The following is a 20,147-nucleotide window of genomic DNA, read 5'->3' as shown; positions in this document are numbered from 1 at the left end:
TTCGCGGCGGCCCGGCTGCTATCAAAGCTCGATGACGATCTTGCCGAAGGCACCGCGATCGAGATGATCGAAGGCCTCCGGAACCTCGCCGAAAGCATAGCGGTGGGCGATGACGGGCTTCAGGCCGATGCTGTCCACCGCACGTACGAAATCTTCAAGCGAGCGGCGATGGCCGACGCTGATGCCTTGCACGACGGGAGACTTCAAAAGCAGCGGCGCCGCCGGACCGGAAATGTCGAAGCCCTCCAGAACACCTATGACGGAAATACGGCCATGAGGCGTCACCGCCTTCAGCGACTGAGCGAAGTTCGGTCCGCCGGCGATTTCAATGATATGGTCGATGCCGCGATCGTCGGTAATGCGATAGACCTCCTCCACCCAATCGCTGGTATTGCGGTCGATGCCGTGATGGGCACCGAGCGCCTTTGCCCGTGCCAGCTTCTCCGGCCCTGATGAGGTCACGAACACCTCGGCTCCCTGGGCGGCGGCGATCTGCAGGCCGAACAGCGCCACGCCACCGGTTCCCTGCACCAGCACGCGATCGCCAGGCTTGATCTTGCCGCGTTCCACCAAGGCGAACCATGCCGTCAGACCGGCGCAAGGCAGTGTGCTTGCCTCGGCGTCATCGAGGCTCTTGGGCGCCGAGACGAGCCAGTCCTGCGGCACGGCGATATATTCGGAGAGAACGCCGGGATAGAAGCCGCCAAGCGTCTTATAAGGAGGATTGCGGGCATCGCCGAGCGGCTTGTCGTCGATCCAGCCCGGGTGGAAGGTCGAAATGACACGATCGCCGGTCGAAAATCTGGTGACATCGTCTCCCACCGCTTCGACGACACCCGTCATGTCGGAAGCCGGCACGAAGGGAAATTGGATTGGCAGGCCCATGCCGGTCTCGCGAACGAGCTTGTCGCGATAGTTCAGCGAAACCGCCTTGACCCGCACGAGGACTTCGCCGCGGGCAGGCGTGGGAACCGCTGTTTCCGTGAGGTTCAAGGGGGCGCCGACGGCGATTGTCTCGAGGGTCCAGCGCTTCATAATCTTCGTCATCATGATCTCCTGTGAGGAATTGGAAGCAATGGAGCCACTATATCGTTGCCTCTTGATCGTCAGTGGCGATATAAATTCCGCTAACTGGTTCCTATGAGGAAGCAATCATCATGAATGACATGCTCAACGGCATTCCGGAATTCGTGGAGGCAGTCGAAGCCGGCGGCTTTTCGGCGGCGGCGGCGCGCATGAATCTGTCGCGCTCGGCGATCGGCAAGGCGATCGCAAGACTGGAGAGGCGCCTGAACACTCGCCTGTTTCATCGCACCACGCGCATGCAGAGCCTGACAGATGAAGGCCAGGCTTTTTACGAGCGCTGCCGCCGGGCACTGGACGAGATACAGTCGGGCGAGGCCATGCTGGAATCGGGAAAGCGCGAGGTCACGGGGCGCCTGCGCATCTCCATGCCCGTCCTCTTTGGCCGCCGCTGTGCCGCGCCGCTGCTGCTGGAACTAGCCCGCATGCATCCCAAGCTCGAACTGGATCTCTCCTTCAGTGATCGGGTGGTCGATCTCTTTGAGGAGGGGTTCGATCTGGCCATTCGCAACGGCGTGCTGCGCGATGAAGCCGGCCTTGCCGCCCGCAAGGTCGCCCTTCATCGCATGACGCTCTGCGCGTCGCCGGATTATCTTGCCGCAAGAGGTGCGCCGCAGGCCATCGACGACCTCGCCGGCCATGACCTCATCGTCTATGCGAGATCGGGCGAACGAAGAAATGGACCTTCCTGCAGGAGAACGGCACGGCCGTCGATTATTTTCCCGAAACGCGTCTGCGCTTCGATGATCTGGAGGTCCTTGCCGACGCGGCGGCGTCCGGGATGGGGATCGCGTGGCTGCCTTGCTGGCTGGTGCGTGACTACGTGGCTGCCGGCACGCTCACGCCGGCGCTGAAGAATGTTTCCAGTCGAGCCGTCAATGTCTACGCGGTTTGGCCGCAGGTGCCGCAGCTCTCGTTGAAGATGCGTGCGGTCATAGACCTCCTGGCGGCACGCCTGCCTGATATTATGAATTGAGTGCAGGCGGAAAAATCCGGCCGTTCCAGTCCGCTTGCGGTCAACGATGCCGAAGCTCTGCTTCAGGCTGCTGTTGCAGGATTAGGGCGCGCGCTCCTGCCGAAAATTCTGGCCGACAATGTCGATGGGCTTTGTCGCGTCGATAGCGGCGACAGAAACCCGCCGACGCGTGGGATATGGCTGCTCATACACGCCGAGCTTCGCCACCTTGTTCGCATCCGAGCCGTTTCCGATTGGCTGGATACTGTATTCCGCCGTACGCATCTCGAACAATGAAAGAAGCGGCATAGAGCCGCCTCCACTCTCTGACTTACTTGCCGTGCTTGATTGCGCTCAAGGAATCTCGGCGGAAAATCGAGGCGTTAGTTTGACCTCGCTCAGGATCTCGACGGGAGGGTATCTCACGCAATCGGCAACATCGAATGTCACGGTAAATCTTGCCGGCGTTTCCGCAGCCCAGGTCAGCACTGTTTCGGCCGATGCCGTCGGGATTTTCATCGCGATCGTGCAATGAGGTTGCCAATGGTCGGGACGATAGTGCTCATCACATAGGATAGGATCGATTTCTCGATGAACAGCCTCGTGGGCGTGTCGCAAGGCGCTATCATCGACCGGCCGCGCCCAAAGTACCAGCACGTCATGCCTGAAGTGCCGGATGCCTGAGAATTCCACGGACATTGCCGGAATCTCGTGAAAAGCCTTGCGAACGGCCTCGCAGAGACGGTCTGGCGAGATATCTTCGTAGATGGCAAAGGTCAGATGCGGAGGATAGTTCAGCCCTTGCATCGACGGCACGGTTTCAAAGGCGCTGGCCTGCCGCCAGAGATCGAGGACAGGCAACGCCGTATTGTTGGTGGATTTCAGGCTGATCGCATAGGGCATGGTTTCCACGTCCGGGTCGTCCGCTCAAATTCCCACGCACACCGCAGTAAGGGGCGCTCAACGATAGATGTCGCGACGGTTGCCGATTTCGACGACTAACACGACCAGCCGGCTATCCTGCAGATCGCAAATGATCCGATAGTCGCCAACCCGATAACGCCAATAGTTTCCGAGTTTTGCACCTTGCAAAGCGTCGCCGACCTGGCGCGGATCGTGCAGGCTCGGAAGACGCTCTTCCAGAAAGTCCCTTATTCTCCTGCGTGTCTTTGGGTCGAGTTTTTCAACGAATTTGCGAGCAGATCGGGCGTACTCAATCGTCCAGACCACGCCAGAACTCCTCGGAGCTTACGATCTCGTCTTCGCCCTTCTTAATCCGCTCCATGGCCCGCTCAGCCAAATACACGTCCTCCAGGTCCTGCAGATGTGCTTCAATCGCCTGCCGGATATAGTAGGTTGCTGTACGACCGGTGCGTTCGGCCAGAGCCTGTAGGCGCTCATAGGTCTCATCTGGCAAACGGATAGCTGTCTGCTTGCTCATTAAAGTTGGTCCCTGTAACAGTCGGGATGCGTGTATCCCAAATATAGATGCTTCAGGTCCGTCTGTCACTGTCAGTTTTGTCAGATGAGAACATACACAATCCTTGCCGCATCCCGCGCTATCCGCTAGTTAACCGCCACTGTTCCCGTACCGGATTATCCTGCAAATGAGCGATAAACAAAAGAAACCGCAGAAGCTCAAGGCCCGCTTGCCGCGTGGCTTTGTCGATCGTTCGGCGAGCGATATTCGCGCCGTCAACGAAATGACCGCCAAGATCCGGGCCGTGTATGAGCATTATGGTTTCGATCCCGTCGAAACGCCGCTGTTCGAATATACCGATGCGCTCGGCAAGTTCCTGCCCGATAGCGATCGTCCGAACGAGGGCGTATTCTCGCTTCAGGATGACGACGAGCAGTGGATGTCGCTGCGCTACGACCTGACGGCGCCGCTCGCCCGTCATGTCGCGGAGAATTTCAACGAAATCCAGCTTCCCTACCGCACCTATCGTGCCGGCTATGTCTTCCGCAACGAGAAGCCAGGCCCGGGCCGCTTCCGCCAGTTCATGCAGTTCGACGCCGATACGGTCGGCGCGCCGGGCGTGCAGGCCGATGCCGAAATGTGCATGATGATGGCCGACACGCTGGAGTCGCTTGGCATTAAGCGCGGCGACTATGTCGTCCGCGTCAACAACCGCAAGGTTCTGGATGGCGTGCTCGAGGCGATCGGTCTCGGCGGCGACGACAAGGCGGGCCAGCGGCTGAACGTGCTGCGCGCCATCGATAAGCTCGACAAGTTCGGGCCGGAAGGTGTTGCGCTGCTGCTCGGGCCGGGCCGCAAGGACGAGTCCGGCGATTTCACCAAGGGTGCCGGGCTGAACGCCGACCAAATCGAGAAGGTGCTCTTCTTCGTCGGTATCAAGGATTATGCCGAAAGTGCCGTCCGGCTTGCTGAGCTTGTCGCCGGCACGTCCAACGGCAGCGAAGGCGTCGAGGAGCTGAACCTGATCGGCTCGCTCGTCACCAGCGCCGGCTATCATTCCGATCGCATCAAGATCGATCCGTCCGTCGTGCGCGGCCTCGAATATTATACCGGCCCGGTCTACGAAGCCGAGCTCCTGTTCGACGTTACCAATGAAAAGGGCGAAAAGGTCGTCTTCGGCTCGGTTGGCGGCGGTGGCCGTTATGACGGACTCGTCTCACGTTTCATGGGGCAACCGGTTCCGGCCACGGGCTTCTCCATCGGCGTCTCGCGCCTGATGACGGCCTTGAAGAACCTTGGCAAGCTCGGCCAGGACGAGGTGATCGCCCCCGTCCTCGTCACCGTCATGGACGGCGATGTCGAGGCGATGGGCCGCTATCAGCGGATGACTCAGCAATTGCGCGCCGCCGGTATCCGCGCCGAGATGTTCCAGGGCAATTGGAAGAAGTTCGGCAATCAGCTCAAATATGCCGATCGCCGCGGCTGCCCGATCGCCATCATTCAGGGCGGCGACGAGCGCGCGCAAGGTGTCGTGCAACTCAAGGATCTGATCGAGGGCAAGCGCCTCTCCGGCGAGATCGAGGACAATGCGAGCTGGCGCGAGGCCCGCGTCGCGCAGGAAACCGCGCCGGAAGCCGATCTGGTGACCAAGGTGCAGGAGATTTTGGCGGCGCAGGCGGAAGACCGCAAGAGGGCGGCCGGCAATGTCTGAGTGTGCGGCCTTGCCCCTCACCCTAGCCCTCTCCCCGCAAGCGGGGCGAGGGGACGACCTCTTGTGTCGCGCCCTGTCGATCTTCACGAGGTTGAAGGGCGATGGAAGATGCGTCTATTCCCTTCTCCCCGCCGGGGAGAAGGAGGAGGTACTCCCATGCCCCTGATCAACCTCCCAGATTTTGCCGGCGATCTCCTAGCCGAGTTCGGTGCCCGCGGAACGGAGCGGGTGGATACGCCGATCATCCAGCCGGCCGAGCCCTTTCTCGACATGGCGGGCGAAGACCTGCGCCGCCGTATCTTCATGACGGAGAACGAGACCGGTGCCAGCCTCTGCCTGCGTCCCGAATTCACCATTCCTGTCTGCCTGCGTCATATCGAGACCGCGACCGGTACGCCGAAGCGCTATTCCTATCTTGGCGAGATCTTCCGCCAGCGCCGCGAAGGCGGCAATGAATTCTATCAGGCGGGAATAGAAGATCTTGGCGACCGCGATATCGCCGGCGCCGACGCCCGCCTCATCGGTGATGCCATCGGCATTCTCAATCGGCTGGTGCCGGGCAGGGCGCTATCGGTGACGCTCGGCGATCAAGCCGTTTTCGAGGCCGTCGTGCAGGCGCTCGGTCTGCCCTCCGGCTGGCAGAAGCGCCTGGTGCATGCCTTCGGCAATATGACGCAGCTCCAAACGCTGCTGGCACGGCTCGCAAGCCCGCAGCCGGTCACTGGCCTTGATCCGCATGTGTTTGATTTTCTGACGCGCGGCGACGAGCAGGGGCTGGTCAAGCATATCGACAGCACCATGAAGGCGACCGGCTATTCCACCAATGCCAGCCGCTCGCCGCAGGAGATCGCCCGCCGTCTTCGCGAAAAGCTGGTTCTCTCGGAAACGCGGCTCGATGATGCCGCTTTCGGTGTCCTGGAGGAATTCCTGTCGCTCCGCCTGCCGCTCGCCGAGGCATCTTCCGCGCTGGCCGGCTTTGCCGATGCGGCCGGGCTGAAGCTCGGAACTGCGCTTGAGCGTTTCGATGCCCGCGTTGCGGCCCTTGCCAAGGCCGGCGTCAACGCTGCCCAGATCGAGTATCGCGCCGCCTTCGGCCGTCCGCTCGACTATTACACCGGCCTCGTCTTCGAGGTGATGGTGGAAGGATCGCCGGCAGTGCTCGCCGGCGGCGGCCGTTTTGACCGGCTGCTGACACTGCTCGGCGCGAAGGATCATATTCCGGCCGTCGGCTTCGCGCTCTGGCTCGACCGCATCGAAACTGCGAGGGCCGCCTGATGACCATCACCATAGCGCTTCCCTCCAAGGGCCGCATGAAGGACGATTGCTCGGCGGTCTTCGAGCGCGCCGGCATGCCCATCGTCGCCGTCGGCAATGATCGCTCCTATCGCGGCCGTGTCGAAGGCTGGGACGGCGTCGAGATCGCTTTCCTGTCGGCCTCGGAAATCTCGCGCGAGATCGGCAATGGCAGCGTCGATTTCGGCATTACCGGCGAAGATCTCGTGCGCGAAGGCATGGCGGAGGCCGATCGCCGTGTCGAATTCTGCGCAAGGCTTGGTTTCGGTCATGCCGATGTCGTCGTCGCGGTGCCGGATATCTGGCTCGATGTCGATACCATGGCTGATCTCGGCGACGTCGCCGCCGATTTCCGCGCCCGCCATGGTCGCAGGCTGACGGTCGCGACGAAATATTGGCGGCTGACGCAGCAGTTCTTCTCCAGCCAGCACGGCATCCAGCTCTATCGCATCGTCGAAAGCCTCGGCGCCACCGAAGGAGCACCCGCTTCCGGTTCGGCCGACATCATCGTCGACATCACCTCCACCGGCTCGACCTTGCGGGCGAACCATCTGAAGGTTCTGTCTGATGGGATCATCTTGCGCTCCGAGGCCTGCCTCGTCCGGGCGCGCAAGGAAAGCCATGAGAGCGATCCCTTGGTTCAGCGCATCATCGCCGTCGTGCGCGGCGCGCTTTGATATTTCCCGATCTGTTTGACGATACAAAAAACCCGCCGGAAGTTCCGGCGGGTTTTTGATGCTTGGGAGGCCTTGAGCGATCAGGCGGCTGCGTAGGCGCCGCGGCGTGCATCGAGCGAATAGGCGCCCGGGCCATTGGTGGCGAGCATGATGTAGGCGCCAGCGAGCGTGACGTTCTTCAGGAAGTTGACGAAGTTCAGGCCGTTGATCCAGCCATTGGCGGCAGCCGGGAAATCCGGAACGTTGACGGTCGGCAGGTGGAAGACAATGCCGGTGAAGACGCAGAACAGGGCGAGCAGCCAGCCCACGATGCGGATCTGGAAGCCGACGAGAACGCAGACGCCGGTCACGAATTCGAAGGCACCAGCGAGATAGGTGAGAAGCGTGGCGGCAGGCATGCCGGCGCCGGCAATCATGCCTGCGGTGCTTGACGGATCGGCCAGCTTGCCGAAGCCGGCGAAGATAAACATGAAGGCGAGCAGGATGCGCGCCACAAGGATGATGATGTTATTGGTGTTGGACATGACGGTCTCCTGTAAAGGTGGTGAGTGCCGCGAGCGACAATTTCTGAGACCCGTTATTCGCGATTTTAGTGCGATTGGAAAGATAAACAAGTGCGCACGATTAGTTCACAATTGTTGAACAATCTCCCTGCGGTCGACATCTTCCCATATGCTCCATATCGACTATGTTGGCGCGAATTCATTCGCCAAATCATGATTTTCAGAAGGAAGCCCCATGGCCGATCTGTCTTCATTTCCAATTACCAAGCGCTGGCCTGCCAGCAATTCGGATATTATCCAGCTCTACTCACTGCCGACGCCGAACGGCGTCAAAGTATCGATTGCGCTCGAAGAACTTGGGCTTCCCTATGAGCCACATCTGATTTCCTTTAGCACCAACGACCAGAAGTCGCCGGAATTCGTCTCGCTCAATCCCAACGGCCGCATTCCCGCGATCATCGATCCCAACGGCCCTGACGGTAAGCCGATCGGCCTGTTCGAATCGGGTGCCATCCTCGTCTATCTCGCCGAAAAGACAGGTAAGCTGATGCCCCGGGATGCGGCCGGGCGCTATGAAACATTGCAGTGGGTGTTCTTCCAGATGGCCGGCATTGGCCCGATGTTCGGACAGTTCGGCCACTTCTTCAAATTCGCCGCCGACAAGGTCGCCAACAACGCCTATCCGGTCGAGCGATATCGTGATGAAAGCAAGCGCCTGTTGAGCGTCTTGGAAAGCCGCCTGCAGGGCCGCCAGTGGATCATGGGCGACGAATATACCATCGCCGACATTGCCACTTTCCCGTGGGTCCGGGGCGTCGATGTCTTTTACGGCGGCCGGGAAGTTCTCGATTTCGCAAGTTTCCCGGCGGTCACGGATTGGCTTGAACGCGCTATCGCTCGCCCGGCGAGCCAACGCGGGCTGAACATCCCGAAACGGGATTGATCGCGAGTGTTTCCGCGCAAGATGCAAGGCCGGTCCGAAAGGATCGGCCTTTTGCGTTTAGGATCTACTGCCGGCTCGCCAACTGGCTGCCCGGCTCGAGCTTGAAACGCGGAAACAGGAAGACGCCCACCATGCTGCCGGCGTGTTTTCCTTCCGTGCCGATGGATTCGCCGACGCAGAAGATCGGTTGGCGGTGGCCCCCGACGCCGAGTGCGGTGGTGGAGTAGCAGAAGCTGGACGAGGCGGTTGCTGCCTGCTCGAACAGGTCGAGGATGCGGGCACGGTCATGGGCGTCGTAGCAATGCATCAGGCTCAACAGGCCGCATTCGGACGAAGTCAACCCGTGCAGCATGGTGCCCCATTGACCGAGCTTGATGATGCCGCTCGATAAATCACCGGTCCATCCCTCGGAGACACAGAACTGCGCCAGAAGATCAGGGTCATGTCCACTGAACTCCAATGACCCCGGAGCGAAAGGTGCAGCAAGATTGGCTTTGGCGATCTTGAACAAGATATTCCCCAGCTTGAGGCGCGGGTTCCCCTGCGCGCGCTTCAATCGAATTCCATGCCTTATTGATCAGAGCGTGGCTCCGTATATTGCACAGCTACGGATCGCGAAGGCATCCTCGCTGAACCCATCCCCCCGGGCGTGCTTCCGGATCGTCAATTGAATGCTTCAAGTCACTTCAAGTAATGATTCTACCTGAACTATCTATCCAAAAGGTTATGACTGTGCCTGCTCGCGGATAAGGCGGGCCGAAATCAAGTAAAATTTGTGTGCTCTGCAACAGTCCCCCCGAACGTCATTGCGCTGCGATTTATAGGAGCTTTTATAAAAACGGCAATGGGGCAATTTGCGTAAATTTGCGCAGTTACAAAATCTGTCGAACCTTGCGCGGCAGCGGGTTCATCATAAATGAAAAGGGCGACCCGAGGGCCGCCCTTCGTCAATTCCGGATGCCGGAATGAACAGTCGCAATAAGGCTGACGCCCTATCACATCATGTCCATGCCGCCACTTCAGGCCGCTTGGCGGCCTGAAGCATCAAAGATGCATGGGCGAAGCTTTATGGACATTCCTGTGATCGGGCTGACGCCCTATCACATCATGTCCATGCCGCCCATGCCGCCCATGCCGCCTGGCATGCCAGCCGGAGCGTCCTTCTTCGGCAGCTCGGCGATCATGGCTTCGGTGGTGATCAGCAGCGAAGCAACCGAAGCTGCGTCCTGCAGAGCCGTGCGAACGACCTTGACCGGGTCGACGATGCCCATGGAGATCATGTCGCCATAGACGCCCGTCTGAGCGTTGTAGCCCCAGTTGTCTTCGTTCTTGTCGAGGATCTTGCCGACAACGATGGAGGCTTCATCACCAGCGTTTTCAGCGATCTGGCGGCAAGGAGCCTGCAGAGCACGGCGGATGATGTTGATGCCGGCTTCCTGGTCGTCGTTTTCACCCTTTGCGGTGATCTTGACGGAGGAGCGCAGCAGAGCCGTGCCGCCGCCCGGTACGATGCCTTCCTGAACAGCCGCGCGCGTCGCGTTCAGAGCGTCGTCGATGCGGTCCTTCTTTTCCTTGACTTCGACTTCTGTCGAGCCGCCGACGCGGATGACGGCAACGCCGCCAGCGAGCTTGGCAAGACGTTCCTGCAGCTTTTCGCGGTCGTAGTCGGAGGTGGTTTCTTCGATCTGGGCCTTGATCTGGGCAACGCGGCCTTCGATGTCGGACTTAGCGCCCGAACCGTCGACGATCGTGGTGTTTTCCTTGGAGATCGAAACCTTCTTGGCGCGGCCGAGCATGTCGAGGGTGACAGATTCGAGCTTGATGCCGAGGTCTTCGGAGATGACAGTGCCGCCCGTCAGGATGGCGATGTCTTCCAGCATGGCCTTGCGGCGATCGCCGAAGCCCGGAGCCTTGACGGCAGCGATCTTCAGACCACCGCGCAGCTTGTTGACGACGAGCGTAGCAAGAGCTTCGCCTTCGACGTCTTCAGCGATGATGAGGAGCGGCTTGCCGGTCTGCACGACAGCTTCGAGAACCGGGAGCATGGCCTGGAGGTTCGAAAGCTTCTTCTCGTGCAGGAGGATGAACGCGTCTTCGAGGTCGGCGATCATCTTTTCCGGGTTGGTCACGAAGTAGGGGCTGAGGTAGCCGCGGTCGAACTGCATGCCTTCGACGACTTCGAGTTCGGTTTCGGCGGTCTTGGCTTCTTCAACCGTGATGACGCCTTCGTTGCCGACCTTCTGCATGGCTTCAGCAATATCGAGACCGATCTGCTTTTCGCCGTTTGCGGAGATCGTGCCGACCTGTGCGACTTCTTCCGAGGTGTTGATCTTCTTGGCCTTGGCCTGGAGATCCTTGACGACTTCGGCAACGGCGAGGTCGATGCCGCGCTTCAGGTCCATCGGGTTCATGCCGGCTGCAACGGCCTTGGCGCCTTCGCGAACGATGGCCTGGGCAAGAACGGTTGCGGTCGTCGTGCCGTCGCCGGCGATGTCGTTGGTCTTCGAAGCAACTTCGCGGACCATCTGTGCGCCCATGTTTTCGAACTTGTCTTCGAGTTCGATTTCCTTGGCGACGGTGACGCCGTCCTTGGTGATGCGCGGAGCGCCGAAGGACTTGTCGATAACGACGTTACGACCCTTCGGGCCGAGCGTGACCTTCACTGCGTCAGCGAGGATGTCGACGCCACGAAGCATCTTTTCGCGGGCGCTGCGGCCGAATTTTACTTCTTTAGCTGCCATGTTTGAAACTCCTGAATTCGCGTTGTCCGGGTTTATGGCCCGTCAGCTTTATCGGAAAAGGGGAAACCGGCTGGATTAGCCGATGATGCCCATGATGTCGGCTTCCTTCATGATCAGAAGGTCTTCGCCGTTGAGCTTGACTTCGGTGCCGGACCACTTGCCGAACAGAACGCGATCGCCAACCTTGACGTCGAGTGCTACGACCTTGCCGGATTCATCGCGGGCGCCAGAACCGACGGCGACGATTTCGCCTTCCTGCGGCTTTTCCTTGGCGGTGTCCGGAATAATGATGCCACCCTTGGTCTTTTCTTCCGACTCGACGCGACGAACGACGACACGGTCATGAAGGGGGCGGAAATTGGTGCTTGCCATTGTCTAATCCCTCGATCAAATGACATTCACGGATCAGCAGGGGATCCGTATGGGGCTTTGTTAGCACTCTGCCTCAGCGAGTGCTAGCGGACGGTGATTTAGGATTGGGCGCTAAACGAGTCAAGAATGTGTCCGTGAATTTTTTCGGACAGCTCTTCGTTGACTTGCCGCAGCTTTTGCCGGAAAATCTTCAATATGGGGTTTGCGAATACCCCACGAGGCGTCATGCCGGAGTTTCGCGTCCATCTCTTTTGGAAGGGACGTAACATGACTTCGTTCAACGCCATCACTCCCGAAAAGCTTCTTCGTCTGCTGGGTACGCCGAAAGCGCCCGCAATACTCGATGTTCGAGACGCCGATGATTTTGAGGCCGATCCTTATCTGCTGCCGGCCTCGCGACGTCGGGATCATGAGAACGTTCAGGCTTGGGCTAACGAATTTCGCGGCCGCAATGTCGTCTGCCTCTGTCAGCATGGCGGCAAGCTCAGCGAAGGTGTCGCCGCCTGGCTGCGGCGGGCCGGTACTGCGGCGGAAATCCTCGATGGTGGCCTCGATGCCTGGCGGGCGGCGGGATTGCCGCTGATCCCGGTTTCGATTCTGCCTGGGGCCAATGCGTCGGGTGCGACCGTGTGGGTGACCCGCGCCCGGCCGAAGATCGATCGCATCGCCTGCCCCTGGCTGATCCGCCGCTTCGTCGATCCCGGCGCGTCGTTTCTCTTTGTCACGCCTCAGGAAGTCGACGGCGTCGCCCAACATTTCGGCGCGACGCCCTTCGACGTGGAAGGGGTATTTTGGAGCCATCGCGACGAGGAATGCACTTTCGATACGATGGTAAAGGAATTCCGGCTCGAACTCCCGGCGCTTCATCATCTTTCCCGCATCGTCAGGGGCGCCGATACCAACAGGCTCGACCTCGAACCGCAGGCGGCCGGCTTGCTTGCCGTCTCGCTCGGATTGTCGCGCATGTATGCTGACGATATTGAACAGTTGGATGCAGGGATGTTGTGTTATGACGCGCTTTATCGCTGGGCGCGCGACGCGACGCAGGAAAAGCATGACTGGGTATCGCATGGAGCTAAAAAATCGTGAGTGAAACCGTTTTGGTTGACGATCTCGCCGCGACCCCATCCCTCAGTGAGGCCACGCGTGTATGGGCGCGCGTTGGCGTATTAAGCTTCGGAGGCCCGGCCGGGCAAATCGCGTTGATGCATCGCATCCTCGTCGATGAGAAGCGTTGGATCGATGAAGAGCGCTTTCTGCATGCACTGAGCTATTGCATGCTGCTGCCGGGACCGGAGGCGCAGCAGCTCGCCACCTATATCGGCTGGCTGCTGCATGGCATCCGTGGCGGCCTGATCGCGGGGCTTCTGTTCATCGTGCCGGGCTTCGCCGTCATCCTGGCGCTATCGGCCTTCTACGCCCTGTTTCACGATACCACCCTGCTTGCGACCGTCTTTTTTGGCATTAAGGCCGGTGTGCTGGCGATCGTGCTGCAGGCGCTGATCCGGCTGAGCGGCCGGGCGCTGAAAACCCGCTTTCATATTGCCGTTGCGATCGCAAGCTTCACTCTGCTTTTCGTCTTCGATCTGCCATTTCCGCTGGTGGTGCTTTTGGCCGGCCTCTCGGGTTATGGTCGGGTTCTCTATCGCGCTTATCATGATGATCACTGGCGGCCGCGACTGCCTCGGCTTGCCATTACCGATATCGGCATCGGAGCGCTGCGAAGTGGCCGCCTGCGGACCGCTGCGGTCACGCTCTTATGCTGGCTGGCGATCTGGCAGGCGCCGCTGTTGCTGATCCATGTCATAAATGGACCCAAGGATATTGTCGCCGAAACGCTAAGTGGCGGCACAAATGTCTTCGGCGCCATCTTCTCCTTCTTCTCCCGCATGGCAGTGGTTACCTTTGGCGGCGCCTATGCCGTGCTTGCCTATGTCGCGCAGACCGCTGTCCAGCATTACGCCTGGCTGCGGCCGGGCGAGATGCTGGATGGTCTGGCGCTGGCGGAGACGACGCCAGGACCGCTAGTATTGGTCCTCTGTTTCGTCGGCTTCATGGCCGGCTTCCGCAATCCCTTCGGCTTCGATCCTTTGACGGCAGGGTTCCTCGGCGCCAGCCTCGCGGCGTGGGCGACGTTCGCACCGAGCTTTCTTTTCATTTTCGCCGGCGCCCCTTTCATCGAGCGGCTGCGCGGTCACGCCGGTCTGTCGGCGGCTCTCGCCGCGATAACGGCCGCGATCGTTGGCGTCATGGCCAATCTGTCGGTTTGGTTCGGCCTGCATGTGCTCTTCGCCGATACCGGGCGGCTCGTTCTTTTGAGCCACCGCGTCAAGATTCAGGGTGGGGACTATGCCAACGTTCCGATCGCCGGCATTGCCTGGCCGGTCTGGACTACGCTTGATGTTTCCGCGCTGCTGCTTTTCATTCTCGCCACTGTGCTCGTCTTCCGTCATCGGGCAGGGGTGGCAACCGTACTCGGCATATCTGCCTTGGCCGGTTGCCTGCTGCGCTTCGCCGGATGAATCGGAAGCGGTCTATGTGCGGTGCAAAAACCTGCGCTCCGCTCTTGTAATTTGCCGGCCGGTTTGCAATGTCAGCCCGTGATTTCTTTGACCACGAGGACTGCATGGGCAAGCGTATCGAAAGCTTCCGCGAGATCGGCAAACTTTATGATGTCGCGCTCTGTGATGTCTGGGGCGTGCTGCACAACGGCGTGTCGGTATATGAGGACGCGCCGGTTGCGCTGGAAGCTGCGCGCGGCGAAGGGCTGACCGTCGTCCTCATCACCAATTCTCCCCGCGTGGCGCCGAAAGTGGTCGAGCAATTGCGCCAGATCGGCGTTCCCGACAGCGCCTATGACCGCATCGTTACCTCCGGCGACGTTACTCGCCGCCTGATTGCCGAGGGTCCGAAGAAGGTATTTCTGCTGGGTCCTGAGCGCGATATCGCCATCATCGAAGGGCTGGACGTGGAGCGCGTCGAGGTCGATGAGGCTGAGAGCATCGTCTGCACCGGCTTCTTCGATGACGAAACCGAGACCCCCGACGATTATACCGACATGCTGAAAGCCTGGTCGGCCCGTAATGTGCCGCTGATCTGCGCCAATCCCGATCTCGTCGTTGAGCGTGGCCACCGCATGATCCCCTGCGCCGGCGCCATGGCCGCTTATTACGATCGGCTCGGCGGCGAAACGCGGATTGCCGGCAAGCCGCATCAGCCGATCTACGATGCCTCGATCGCAGCCGCCCGCGAAGCGCGCGGCGAATTCCCGATGTCGCGCGTTGTCGCCATCGGTGACGGCATGCCGACCGATGTGCGCGGCGCGCTCGATTACGGCCTCGATCTTCTTTATATAAGCCATGGTATCCATGCCCGCGAATATGTCGTCGACGGTCACACCGACGAGGCAGCGCTTGGCGCCTTCCTGGCGCGCGAACAGGCGTCGCCGAAGTGGTGGATGCCGCGCCTTGTCTGAGGAGAGTGGTAGCCGATGACCGTCTTCCATCGCAATGAGACCCGCGAACCGCTGCCGGACAATCTGAAAGGCGGCGTCATTGCCATCGGTAATTTCGACGGCGTGCATCGCGGCCATCAATCCGTGCTCGATCGCGCGCTGGAGATCGCCCGGGAGCGCGGCGTGCCGGCGCTGGTCCTGACCTTCGAGCCGCATCCGCGGACCGTCTTCAGGCCCGATCAGCCGGTTTTCCGCCTGACGCCGGCGCCGCTGAAGGCGCGGCTCCTCGAGGCGATCGGCTTCAACGCCGTCATCGAATATCCCTTCGATCGGGCCTTTTCGCAGCGTTCCGCCGATGAATTCGTCCATTCGATTCTGATCGACTGGCTGCATGCTTCCGAAGTGGTCACCGGCTTCGATTTCCATTTCGGCCATGACCGCCAGGGCGGTCCGGCCTTCCTGATGAATGCCGGCAGCAAGAACGGCTTCGGCGTGACGCTGATCGACGCCTTTCGCGATGAAAATGCCGAAGTGGTTTCGTCAAGCCGCATTCGGGCATTGCTGGTGGAAGGCGAGGTCGCGGAGGCTGCGGGTCTGCTCGGCTATCGCTATACGGTCGAGGCAGAGGTCATTGGCGGCGAAAAACTCGGCCGCTCGCTGGGCTTCCCAACCGCCAATATGCGGCTGCCACCGGAAGCGGAGCTGAAGGCTGGTATCTATGCCGTGCGCTTTCGCGCCGCCGATGGCGTCATTCGCGATGGCGTCGCCAGCTATGGCCGGCGCCCGACGGTGACCGACAATGGCGCACCGCTGCTCGAAACTTTCGTTTTCGATTTCAGTGGCGATCTCTATGGCCAGATCTGTTCGGTCTCCTTCTTCGGCTATCTCCGGCCCGAACTGAAGTTCGACGGCCTCGACCCGCTGGTGGCGCAGATCAGGAAGGATGAAGAGGAGGCGAGGGCGCTGCTCGCCGGCGTCCGCCCGCTCGGGGATATCGACCGGTTCATCGCCTTTTCTTGATTGTCACGCGGCACGGGCCTGATTGGGCGGGCTCCGATTGGCCGCGGGCGGAAGCATCAGCGGGTTTCTATGCCCTGCGGCGGCTGACCCCTCTTTCTTTCCATGCAAAAAACGCCTATGAACCGCCAACCATGACCCAATTTCGGCTGAGCCCATCGATACGAATTATTGGCCCGGCCTTCCGCGCGCTTTAAGCGGCCGGAAGGTCCGGGTTTTGGGCGCCTGTTCCCGAGGCGCTTTCCGCCGCCGAAAAATCCCCATATGGCTGCGCCTTTCCGGCGCAAAACGCCCGAGACGCCGAGGCAATTGTCAGAACAATGACCGATACCGCTGAAAAGATCGACTATTCGAAAACCCTTTACCTGCCTGAGACCGACTTCCCGATGCGCGCCGGCCTGCCGCAGAAGGAGCCGGAGCTCGTCAAGCGCTGGCAGGAAATGAACCTCTACAAGAAGCTGCGCGCTTCCGCCGCCGGCCGCGAAAAATTCGTGCTGCATGACGGCCCGCCCTATGCCAACGGCAACATCCATATCGGCCACGCGCTGAACAAGATCCTGAAGGACGTTATCACCCGCTCGTTCCAAATGCGCGGCTATGACAGCAATTATGTTCCGGGTTGGGACTGCCACGGTCTGCCGATCGAATGGAAGATCGAGGAAAAATACCGCGAGAAGGGCAAGAACAAGGACGAAGTCCCGGTCAACGAATTCCGCCAGGAATGCCGTGACTTCGCCTCAGGCTGGATCAAGATCCAGTCCGAGGAATTCCGCCGTCTCGGTATCGTCGGTGATTTCGACAATCCCTATCTGACGATGAACTTCCACGCCGAATCCCGCATCGCCGGCGAGCTCTTGAAGATCGCCCGCAGCGGTCAGCTCTATCGCGGCTCCAAGCCGATCATGTGGTCGGTGGTCGAGCGTACGGCGCTGGCGGAAGCCGAAGTCGAATATGCCGATGTCGAGAGCGATACGATCTGGGTGAAGTTCCCGGTCGTCGAAGGTCCGGCGGCGTTCGCCGATGCCTTCGTCGTCATCTGGACCACGACGCCCTGGACGATCCCCGGCAACCGGGCGATCTCCTATTCGTCGCGGGTTTCCTACGGCCTGTACGAGGTGACGGAAGCCGCCAATGATTTCGGTCCGCGCCCAGGCGAAAAGCTGATCTTTGCCGACAAGCTTGCCGAGGAATCCTTCGCCAAGGCGAAGCTGCAGTTCAAGCGCCTGCGCGATGTGACCGCTGATGAGCTTGGTGCGAGCATCTGCGCCCATCCGTTGGCGTCGCTCGGCTACGACTTCAAGGTTCCGTTGCTCGATGGCGATCATGTGACCGACGATGCCGGTACCGGCTTCGTGCACACCGCCCCAAGCCATGGCCGCGAGGACTTCGACGCCTGGACGAGCCATGCCCGCCAGATTGAAGCGCGTGGGATCTCCTCCCGCATCCCGTTCCCGGTCGATGATGCCGGCTTCTACACGGCCGACGCCCCCGGCTTCGACGGCGGCCGCGTCATGGACGACAACGGCAAGAAGGGCAATGCCAACGATCTGGTCATCAAGGCATTGATCGAGACGAACACGCTCTTTGCGCGCGGACGGCTGAAGCATTCCTATCCGCATTCCTGGCGCTCGAAGAAGCCGGTCATCTTCCGCAACACGCCGCAATGGTTCGTCTATATGGACAAGGACCTTGCTGACGGCACGACGCTGCGTTCGCGCGCCCTGAAAGCGATCGACGATACGCGTTTCGTGCCCGCCGCCGGCCAGAACCGCTTGCGCGCCATGATCGAGCAGCGGCCGGACTGGGTTCTGTCGCGCCAGCGCGCCTGGGGCGTGCCGATCTGCATCTTCGTCGATGACGAGGGTCAAATCCTGCAGGATGAGGGTGTCGATGCCCGCATCCTCGACGCTTTCGAAAAGGAAGGCGCCGATGCCTGGTTCGCCGAAGGCGCGCGCGAGCGCTTCCTCGGCGAAAAGGCCAACGAGCCCTGGACGCAGGTCATGGACATCCTCGACGTCTGGTTCGACTCGGGCTCGACCCATACCTTCACGCTGGAAGACCGTCCGGACCTGAAATGGCCGGCCGACCTTTATCTGGAAGGCTCGGACCAGCATCGCGGCTGGTTCCATTCGTCGCTGCTCGAAAGCGCCGCGACGCGCGGCCGCGCGCCTTACGATACCGTTCTCACCCATGGTTTCACCATGGACGAGAAGGGCGAGAAGATGTCGAAGTCCAAGGGCAATGTCACCTCGCCGCAGGAGGTGATGAAGGATGCCGGCGCCGACATCCTGCGCCTATGGGTCATGACGTCGGATTATGCCGAGGATCTGCGCGTCGGCAAGACGATCATCCAGACCAATATTGATGCCTATCGCAAGCTGCGCAACACCATCCGCTGGATGCTCGGAACGCTCGCACATGACAAGGGCGAGGTGATCGCCCGTGCCGAGATGCCGGAGCTCGAGCAGCTCATGCTGCACCGTCTTGCGGAACTCGATGAGCTCGTGCGCGAAAGCTACGATGCCTTCGACTTCAAGCGGATCGCCCGCGCCCTCATCGATTTCTCGAATGTCGAGCTTTCGGCTTTCTATTTCGATGTCCGCAAGGATGCGCTTTATTGCGATGCGCCGTCGAGTCTGCGCCGCCGTGCAGCGCTTGCCGTCATCCGCACGATCTTCGATTGCATGGTGACCTGGCTGGCGCCGATGCTGCCGTTCACGACGGAAGAAGCGTGGCTGTCGCGTAATCCACAGGCGGTCTCGGTGCATCTCGAACAGTTCGTCACCGTTCCCGGCGAATGGAAGAACGAGGCGCTGGCCGAGAAGTGGAGAAAGATCCGCGCAGTGCGCAGCGTCGTCACCGGAGCTCTCGAAATCGAGCGCAAGGACAAGCGCATCGGCTCCTCGCTGGAAGCCGCGCCCGTCGTCTATATTGCCGATCCGGAGCTGCTGAAGGTGCTGGAAGGACAGGACTTCTCGGAAATCTGCATCACCTCCGACATCGCCATCAATGGCGGCGAAGGCCCCGCCGATGCCTTCCGCCTGGATGATGCCGCCAAGGTAAGTGTCGTGCCGAAGCTGGCCGAAGGCCGCAAGTGCGCCCGCTCCTGGCGCATCACCACCGATGTCGGTTCCGATCCGGAATATCCCGACGTCTCTGCGCGTGATGCGGCCGCTCTGCGCGAGTTGATGGCTGTCAACTGAAGAAAATTACCGGGTGAATTGCCTTTGAGGCATTCATCCGGTAAAAGCTGCCTGAAAATGGCCCGATTTTTGCGGCAGTTGCCGTGAAATGGGGTTCTGCGATAGTTGCACCGGCGTAGCTGGGAAGGGTATTCATGAGAGCGATACATAGGATTCGTGTCGGCGTCAGCTTGGCGGCACTCGTGATTGGCTGCGGTCTGATGTCCGGCTGCATGAGCGGCCCGCGCTACGGCACGGACAAGACCGCCGGCGAACAGCTCTTCGATGATATCAGCGACATCGCATCCGTTTCGGCGGCCACGCCGAAGGACAAGGGCGTAAAATATCCGAACCGCCCGGGCCTGGTGCTTCCGGCCCAGAACGACAGGGAAAACCTGACTTCGCCGCAGCAGTCGCTGGCCAGCAAGGATAATCCGGCCTGGCTGGAATCGCCGGAAGATTCGCGCAAGCGCCTGGCGGAGGAAGCCGATCAGAACAAGAACAATGTTAACTATCGCTCTCCGCTCGCTCAGGCCGACAGTGGCCGCAACCGCGTGAGCGAAGCGCAGCAGACCGCCGCCTATCGGGCCGCGCGCCAGGATCAGGACGGCACCTATATCGATCAGCGCCGCTACCTGATCGATCCGCCGCAGCAATACCGCCAGGTCTCCGACGAGGCTGCTCTCAACGATCTCGGCACCCCCGAGAGCAAGAAGGAAAAGCAGCGCAAGAAGGACGCCGAGGCCGCGCAGCAGTCCAGCAACAGCAGTTGGTGGAAGCCTTTCCAATAAGCCTT

19 protein-coding genes and 1 pseudogene are annotated in these 20,147 nt (G+C 60.5%); 12 read left to right on the top strand and 8 right to left on the bottom strand.

Annotated features, from left to right (window positions below; translation table 11 throughout):
- Positions 1 to 21: 21 nt before the first annotated feature.
- Positions 22 to 1,047 carry a zinc-dependent alcohol dehydrogenase family protein gene (locus ACXHXG_RS03520; protein WP_283051451.1) on the bottom strand — a complete coding sequence of 342 codons (1,026 nt, stop codon included), beginning with the start codon at positions 1,045 to 1,047 and terminating at the stop codon, positions 22 to 24.
- A 110-nt stretch (positions 1,048 to 1,157) separates the two neighbouring features.
- On the opposite strand from ACXHXG_RS03520, the pseudogene ACXHXG_RS03515 reads away from it, so the two are divergent.
- Both ACXHXG_RS03515 and ACXHXG_RS03510 read left to right on the top strand, forming a co-directional pair.
- Positions 1,158 to 2,059, top strand: a pseudogene (locus ACXHXG_RS03515) (LysR family transcriptional regulator).
- Positions 2,060 to 2,335 (top strand): LysR substrate-binding domain-containing protein, encoded by a 276-nt coding sequence (locus ACXHXG_RS03510; RefSeq protein WP_104822114.1) that lies wholly within the window; start codon positions 2,060 to 2,062, stop codon positions 2,333 to 2,335.
- A gap of 57 nt (positions 2,336 to 2,392) precedes the next feature.
- Here ACXHXG_RS03510 and ACXHXG_RS03505 read toward each other — a convergent pair whose 3' ends face one another.
- The 3 genes from ACXHXG_RS03505 to relB are packed head-to-tail and all read right to left on the bottom strand — an operon-like array spanning position 2,393 to position 3,479.
- Positions 2,393 to 2,941: a 2'-5' RNA ligase family protein gene (locus tag ACXHXG_RS03505; protein ID WP_457898496.1), complete on the bottom strand. Its 549-nt coding sequence runs from the start codon at positions 2,939 to 2,941 to the stop codon at positions 2,393 to 2,395.
- A gap of 57 nt (positions 2,942 to 2,998) precedes the next feature.
- The gene (locus ACXHXG_RS03500) at positions 2,999 to 3,268 is read right to left on the bottom strand and encodes a type II toxin-antitoxin system RelE family toxin (protein WP_104822116.1); all 270 of its coding nucleotides are present in this window, start codon (positions 3,266 to 3,268) and stop codon (positions 2,999 to 3,001) included.
- Positions 3,252 to 3,479, bottom strand: coding sequence for a type II toxin-antitoxin system RelB family antitoxin (gene relB / locus ACXHXG_RS03495; protein WP_104822117.1), 228 nt, complete (start codon positions 3,477 to 3,479; stop codon positions 3,252 to 3,254). Before relB ends, ACXHXG_RS03500 begins: the two co-directional genes overlap by 17 nt.
- 166 nt (positions 3,480 to 3,645) lie before the next feature.
- Here relB and hisS point away from each other — a divergent pair, with 166 nt between their 5' ends.
- The 3 genes from hisS (at position 3,646) to hisG (ending at position 7,139) form a co-directional block, all read left to right on the top strand.
- Positions 3,646 to 5,169: a histidine--tRNA ligase gene (gene hisS, locus ACXHXG_RS03490; RefSeq protein WP_104822118.1), complete on the top strand. Its 1,524-nt coding sequence runs from the start codon at positions 3,646 to 3,648 to the stop codon at positions 5,167 to 5,169.
- A gap of 156 nt (positions 5,170 to 5,325) precedes the next feature.
- The gene (locus ACXHXG_RS03485) at positions 5,326 to 6,444 is read left to right on the top strand and encodes an ATP phosphoribosyltransferase regulatory subunit (protein WP_104822119.1); all 1,119 of its coding nucleotides are present in this window, start codon (positions 5,326 to 5,328) and stop codon (positions 6,442 to 6,444) included.
- Positions 6,444 to 7,139, top strand: a complete 696-nt coding sequence (hisG, locus tag ACXHXG_RS03480; protein WP_457898495.1) for an ATP phosphoribosyltransferase — start codon at positions 6,444 to 6,446, stop codon at positions 7,137 to 7,139. Before ACXHXG_RS03485 ends, hisG begins: the two co-directional genes overlap by 1 nt.
- Before the next feature lie 80 nt (positions 7,140 to 7,219).
- Here hisG and ACXHXG_RS03475 read toward each other — a convergent pair whose 3' ends face one another.
- Positions 7,220 to 7,663: a DoxX family protein gene (locus ACXHXG_RS03475; protein ID WP_104822121.1), complete on the bottom strand. Its 444-nt coding sequence runs from the start codon at positions 7,661 to 7,663 to the stop codon at positions 7,220 to 7,222.
- A 214-nt stretch (positions 7,664 to 7,877) separates the two neighbouring features.
- Here ACXHXG_RS03475 and ACXHXG_RS03470 point away from each other — a divergent pair, with 214 nt between their 5' ends.
- Positions 7,878 to 8,585, top strand: a complete 708-nt coding sequence (locus tag ACXHXG_RS03470) for a glutathione binding-like protein (protein WP_104822122.1) — start codon at positions 7,878 to 7,880, stop codon at positions 8,583 to 8,585.
- 64 nt (positions 8,586 to 8,649) lie between these two features.
- On the opposite strand, the gene ACXHXG_RS03465 is transcribed toward ACXHXG_RS03470, so the two are convergent.
- The 3 genes from ACXHXG_RS03465 to groES all read right to left on the bottom strand — a co-directional run bounded on the left by ACXHXG_RS03465 (position 8,650) and on the right by groES (position 11,698).
- Positions 8,650 to 9,096 (bottom strand): hypothetical protein, encoded by a 447-nt coding sequence (locus ACXHXG_RS03465; RefSeq protein ID WP_199773562.1) that lies wholly within the window; start codon positions 9,094 to 9,096, stop codon positions 8,650 to 8,652.
- Between the two features lie 589 nt (positions 9,097 to 9,685).
- The gene (gene groL / locus ACXHXG_RS03460) at positions 9,686 to 11,326 is read right to left on the bottom strand and encodes a chaperonin GroEL (protein WP_104822124.1); all 1,641 of its coding nucleotides are present in this window, start codon (positions 11,324 to 11,326) and stop codon (positions 9,686 to 9,688) included.
- A gap of 75 nt (positions 11,327 to 11,401) precedes the next feature.
- Positions 11,402 to 11,698, bottom strand: a complete 297-nt coding sequence (gene groES / locus ACXHXG_RS03455; RefSeq protein ID WP_004109735.1) for a co-chaperone GroES — start codon at positions 11,696 to 11,698, stop codon at positions 11,402 to 11,404.
- 267 nt (positions 11,699 to 11,965) lie between these two features.
- Between groES and ACXHXG_RS03450 the strand changes: the two genes are divergently transcribed.
- The 6 genes from ACXHXG_RS03450 to ACXHXG_RS03425 all read left to right on the top strand — a co-directional run bounded on the left by ACXHXG_RS03450 (position 11,966) and on the right by ACXHXG_RS03425 (position 20,142).
- A complete protein-coding gene (locus tag ACXHXG_RS03450) occupies positions 11,966 to 12,787 on the top strand; it encodes a chromate resistance protein ChrB domain-containing protein (protein ID WP_457898494.1) in 822 nt (273 codons plus the stop codon).
- Positions 12,784 to 14,220 carry a chromate efflux transporter gene (gene chrA, locus ACXHXG_RS03445; RefSeq protein WP_457898493.1) on the top strand — a complete coding sequence of 479 codons (1,437 nt, stop codon included), beginning with the start codon at positions 12,784 to 12,786 and terminating at the stop codon, positions 14,218 to 14,220. Before ACXHXG_RS03450 ends, chrA begins: the two co-directional genes overlap by 4 nt.
- Positions 14,221 to 14,324: 104 nt before the next feature.
- Positions 14,325 to 15,173, top strand: a complete 849-nt coding sequence (locus tag ACXHXG_RS03440) for a TIGR01459 family HAD-type hydrolase (protein ID WP_457898492.1) — start codon at positions 14,325 to 14,327, stop codon at positions 15,171 to 15,173.
- Positions 15,174 to 15,188: 15 nt separating this feature from the next.
- The gene (locus tag ACXHXG_RS03435) at positions 15,189 to 16,172 is read left to right on the top strand and encodes a bifunctional riboflavin kinase/FAD synthetase (RefSeq protein WP_283049336.1); all 984 of its coding nucleotides are present in this window, start codon (positions 15,189 to 15,191) and stop codon (positions 16,170 to 16,172) included.
- A 317-nt stretch (positions 16,173 to 16,489) separates the two neighbouring features.
- Positions 16,490 to 19,372 carry an isoleucine--tRNA ligase gene (ileS, locus tag ACXHXG_RS03430; protein WP_457898491.1) on the top strand — a complete coding sequence of 961 codons (2,883 nt, stop codon included), beginning with the start codon at positions 16,490 to 16,492 and terminating at the stop codon, positions 19,370 to 19,372.
- 134 nt (positions 19,373 to 19,506) lie between these two features.
- Complete coding sequence (locus ACXHXG_RS03425; protein ID WP_104822130.1) at positions 19,507 to 20,142, top strand: hypothetical protein; 636 nt, start codon at positions 19,507 to 19,509, stop codon at positions 20,140 to 20,142.
- The last annotated feature ends 5 nt before the right edge of the window (positions 20,143 to 20,147 follow it).

Source organism: Rhizobium sp. LEGMi-198b, from assembly GCF_054114205.1.
Note: the sequence above shows the minus strand (reverse complement) of the source record. Positions and strands in the feature narration are given on the sequence as shown.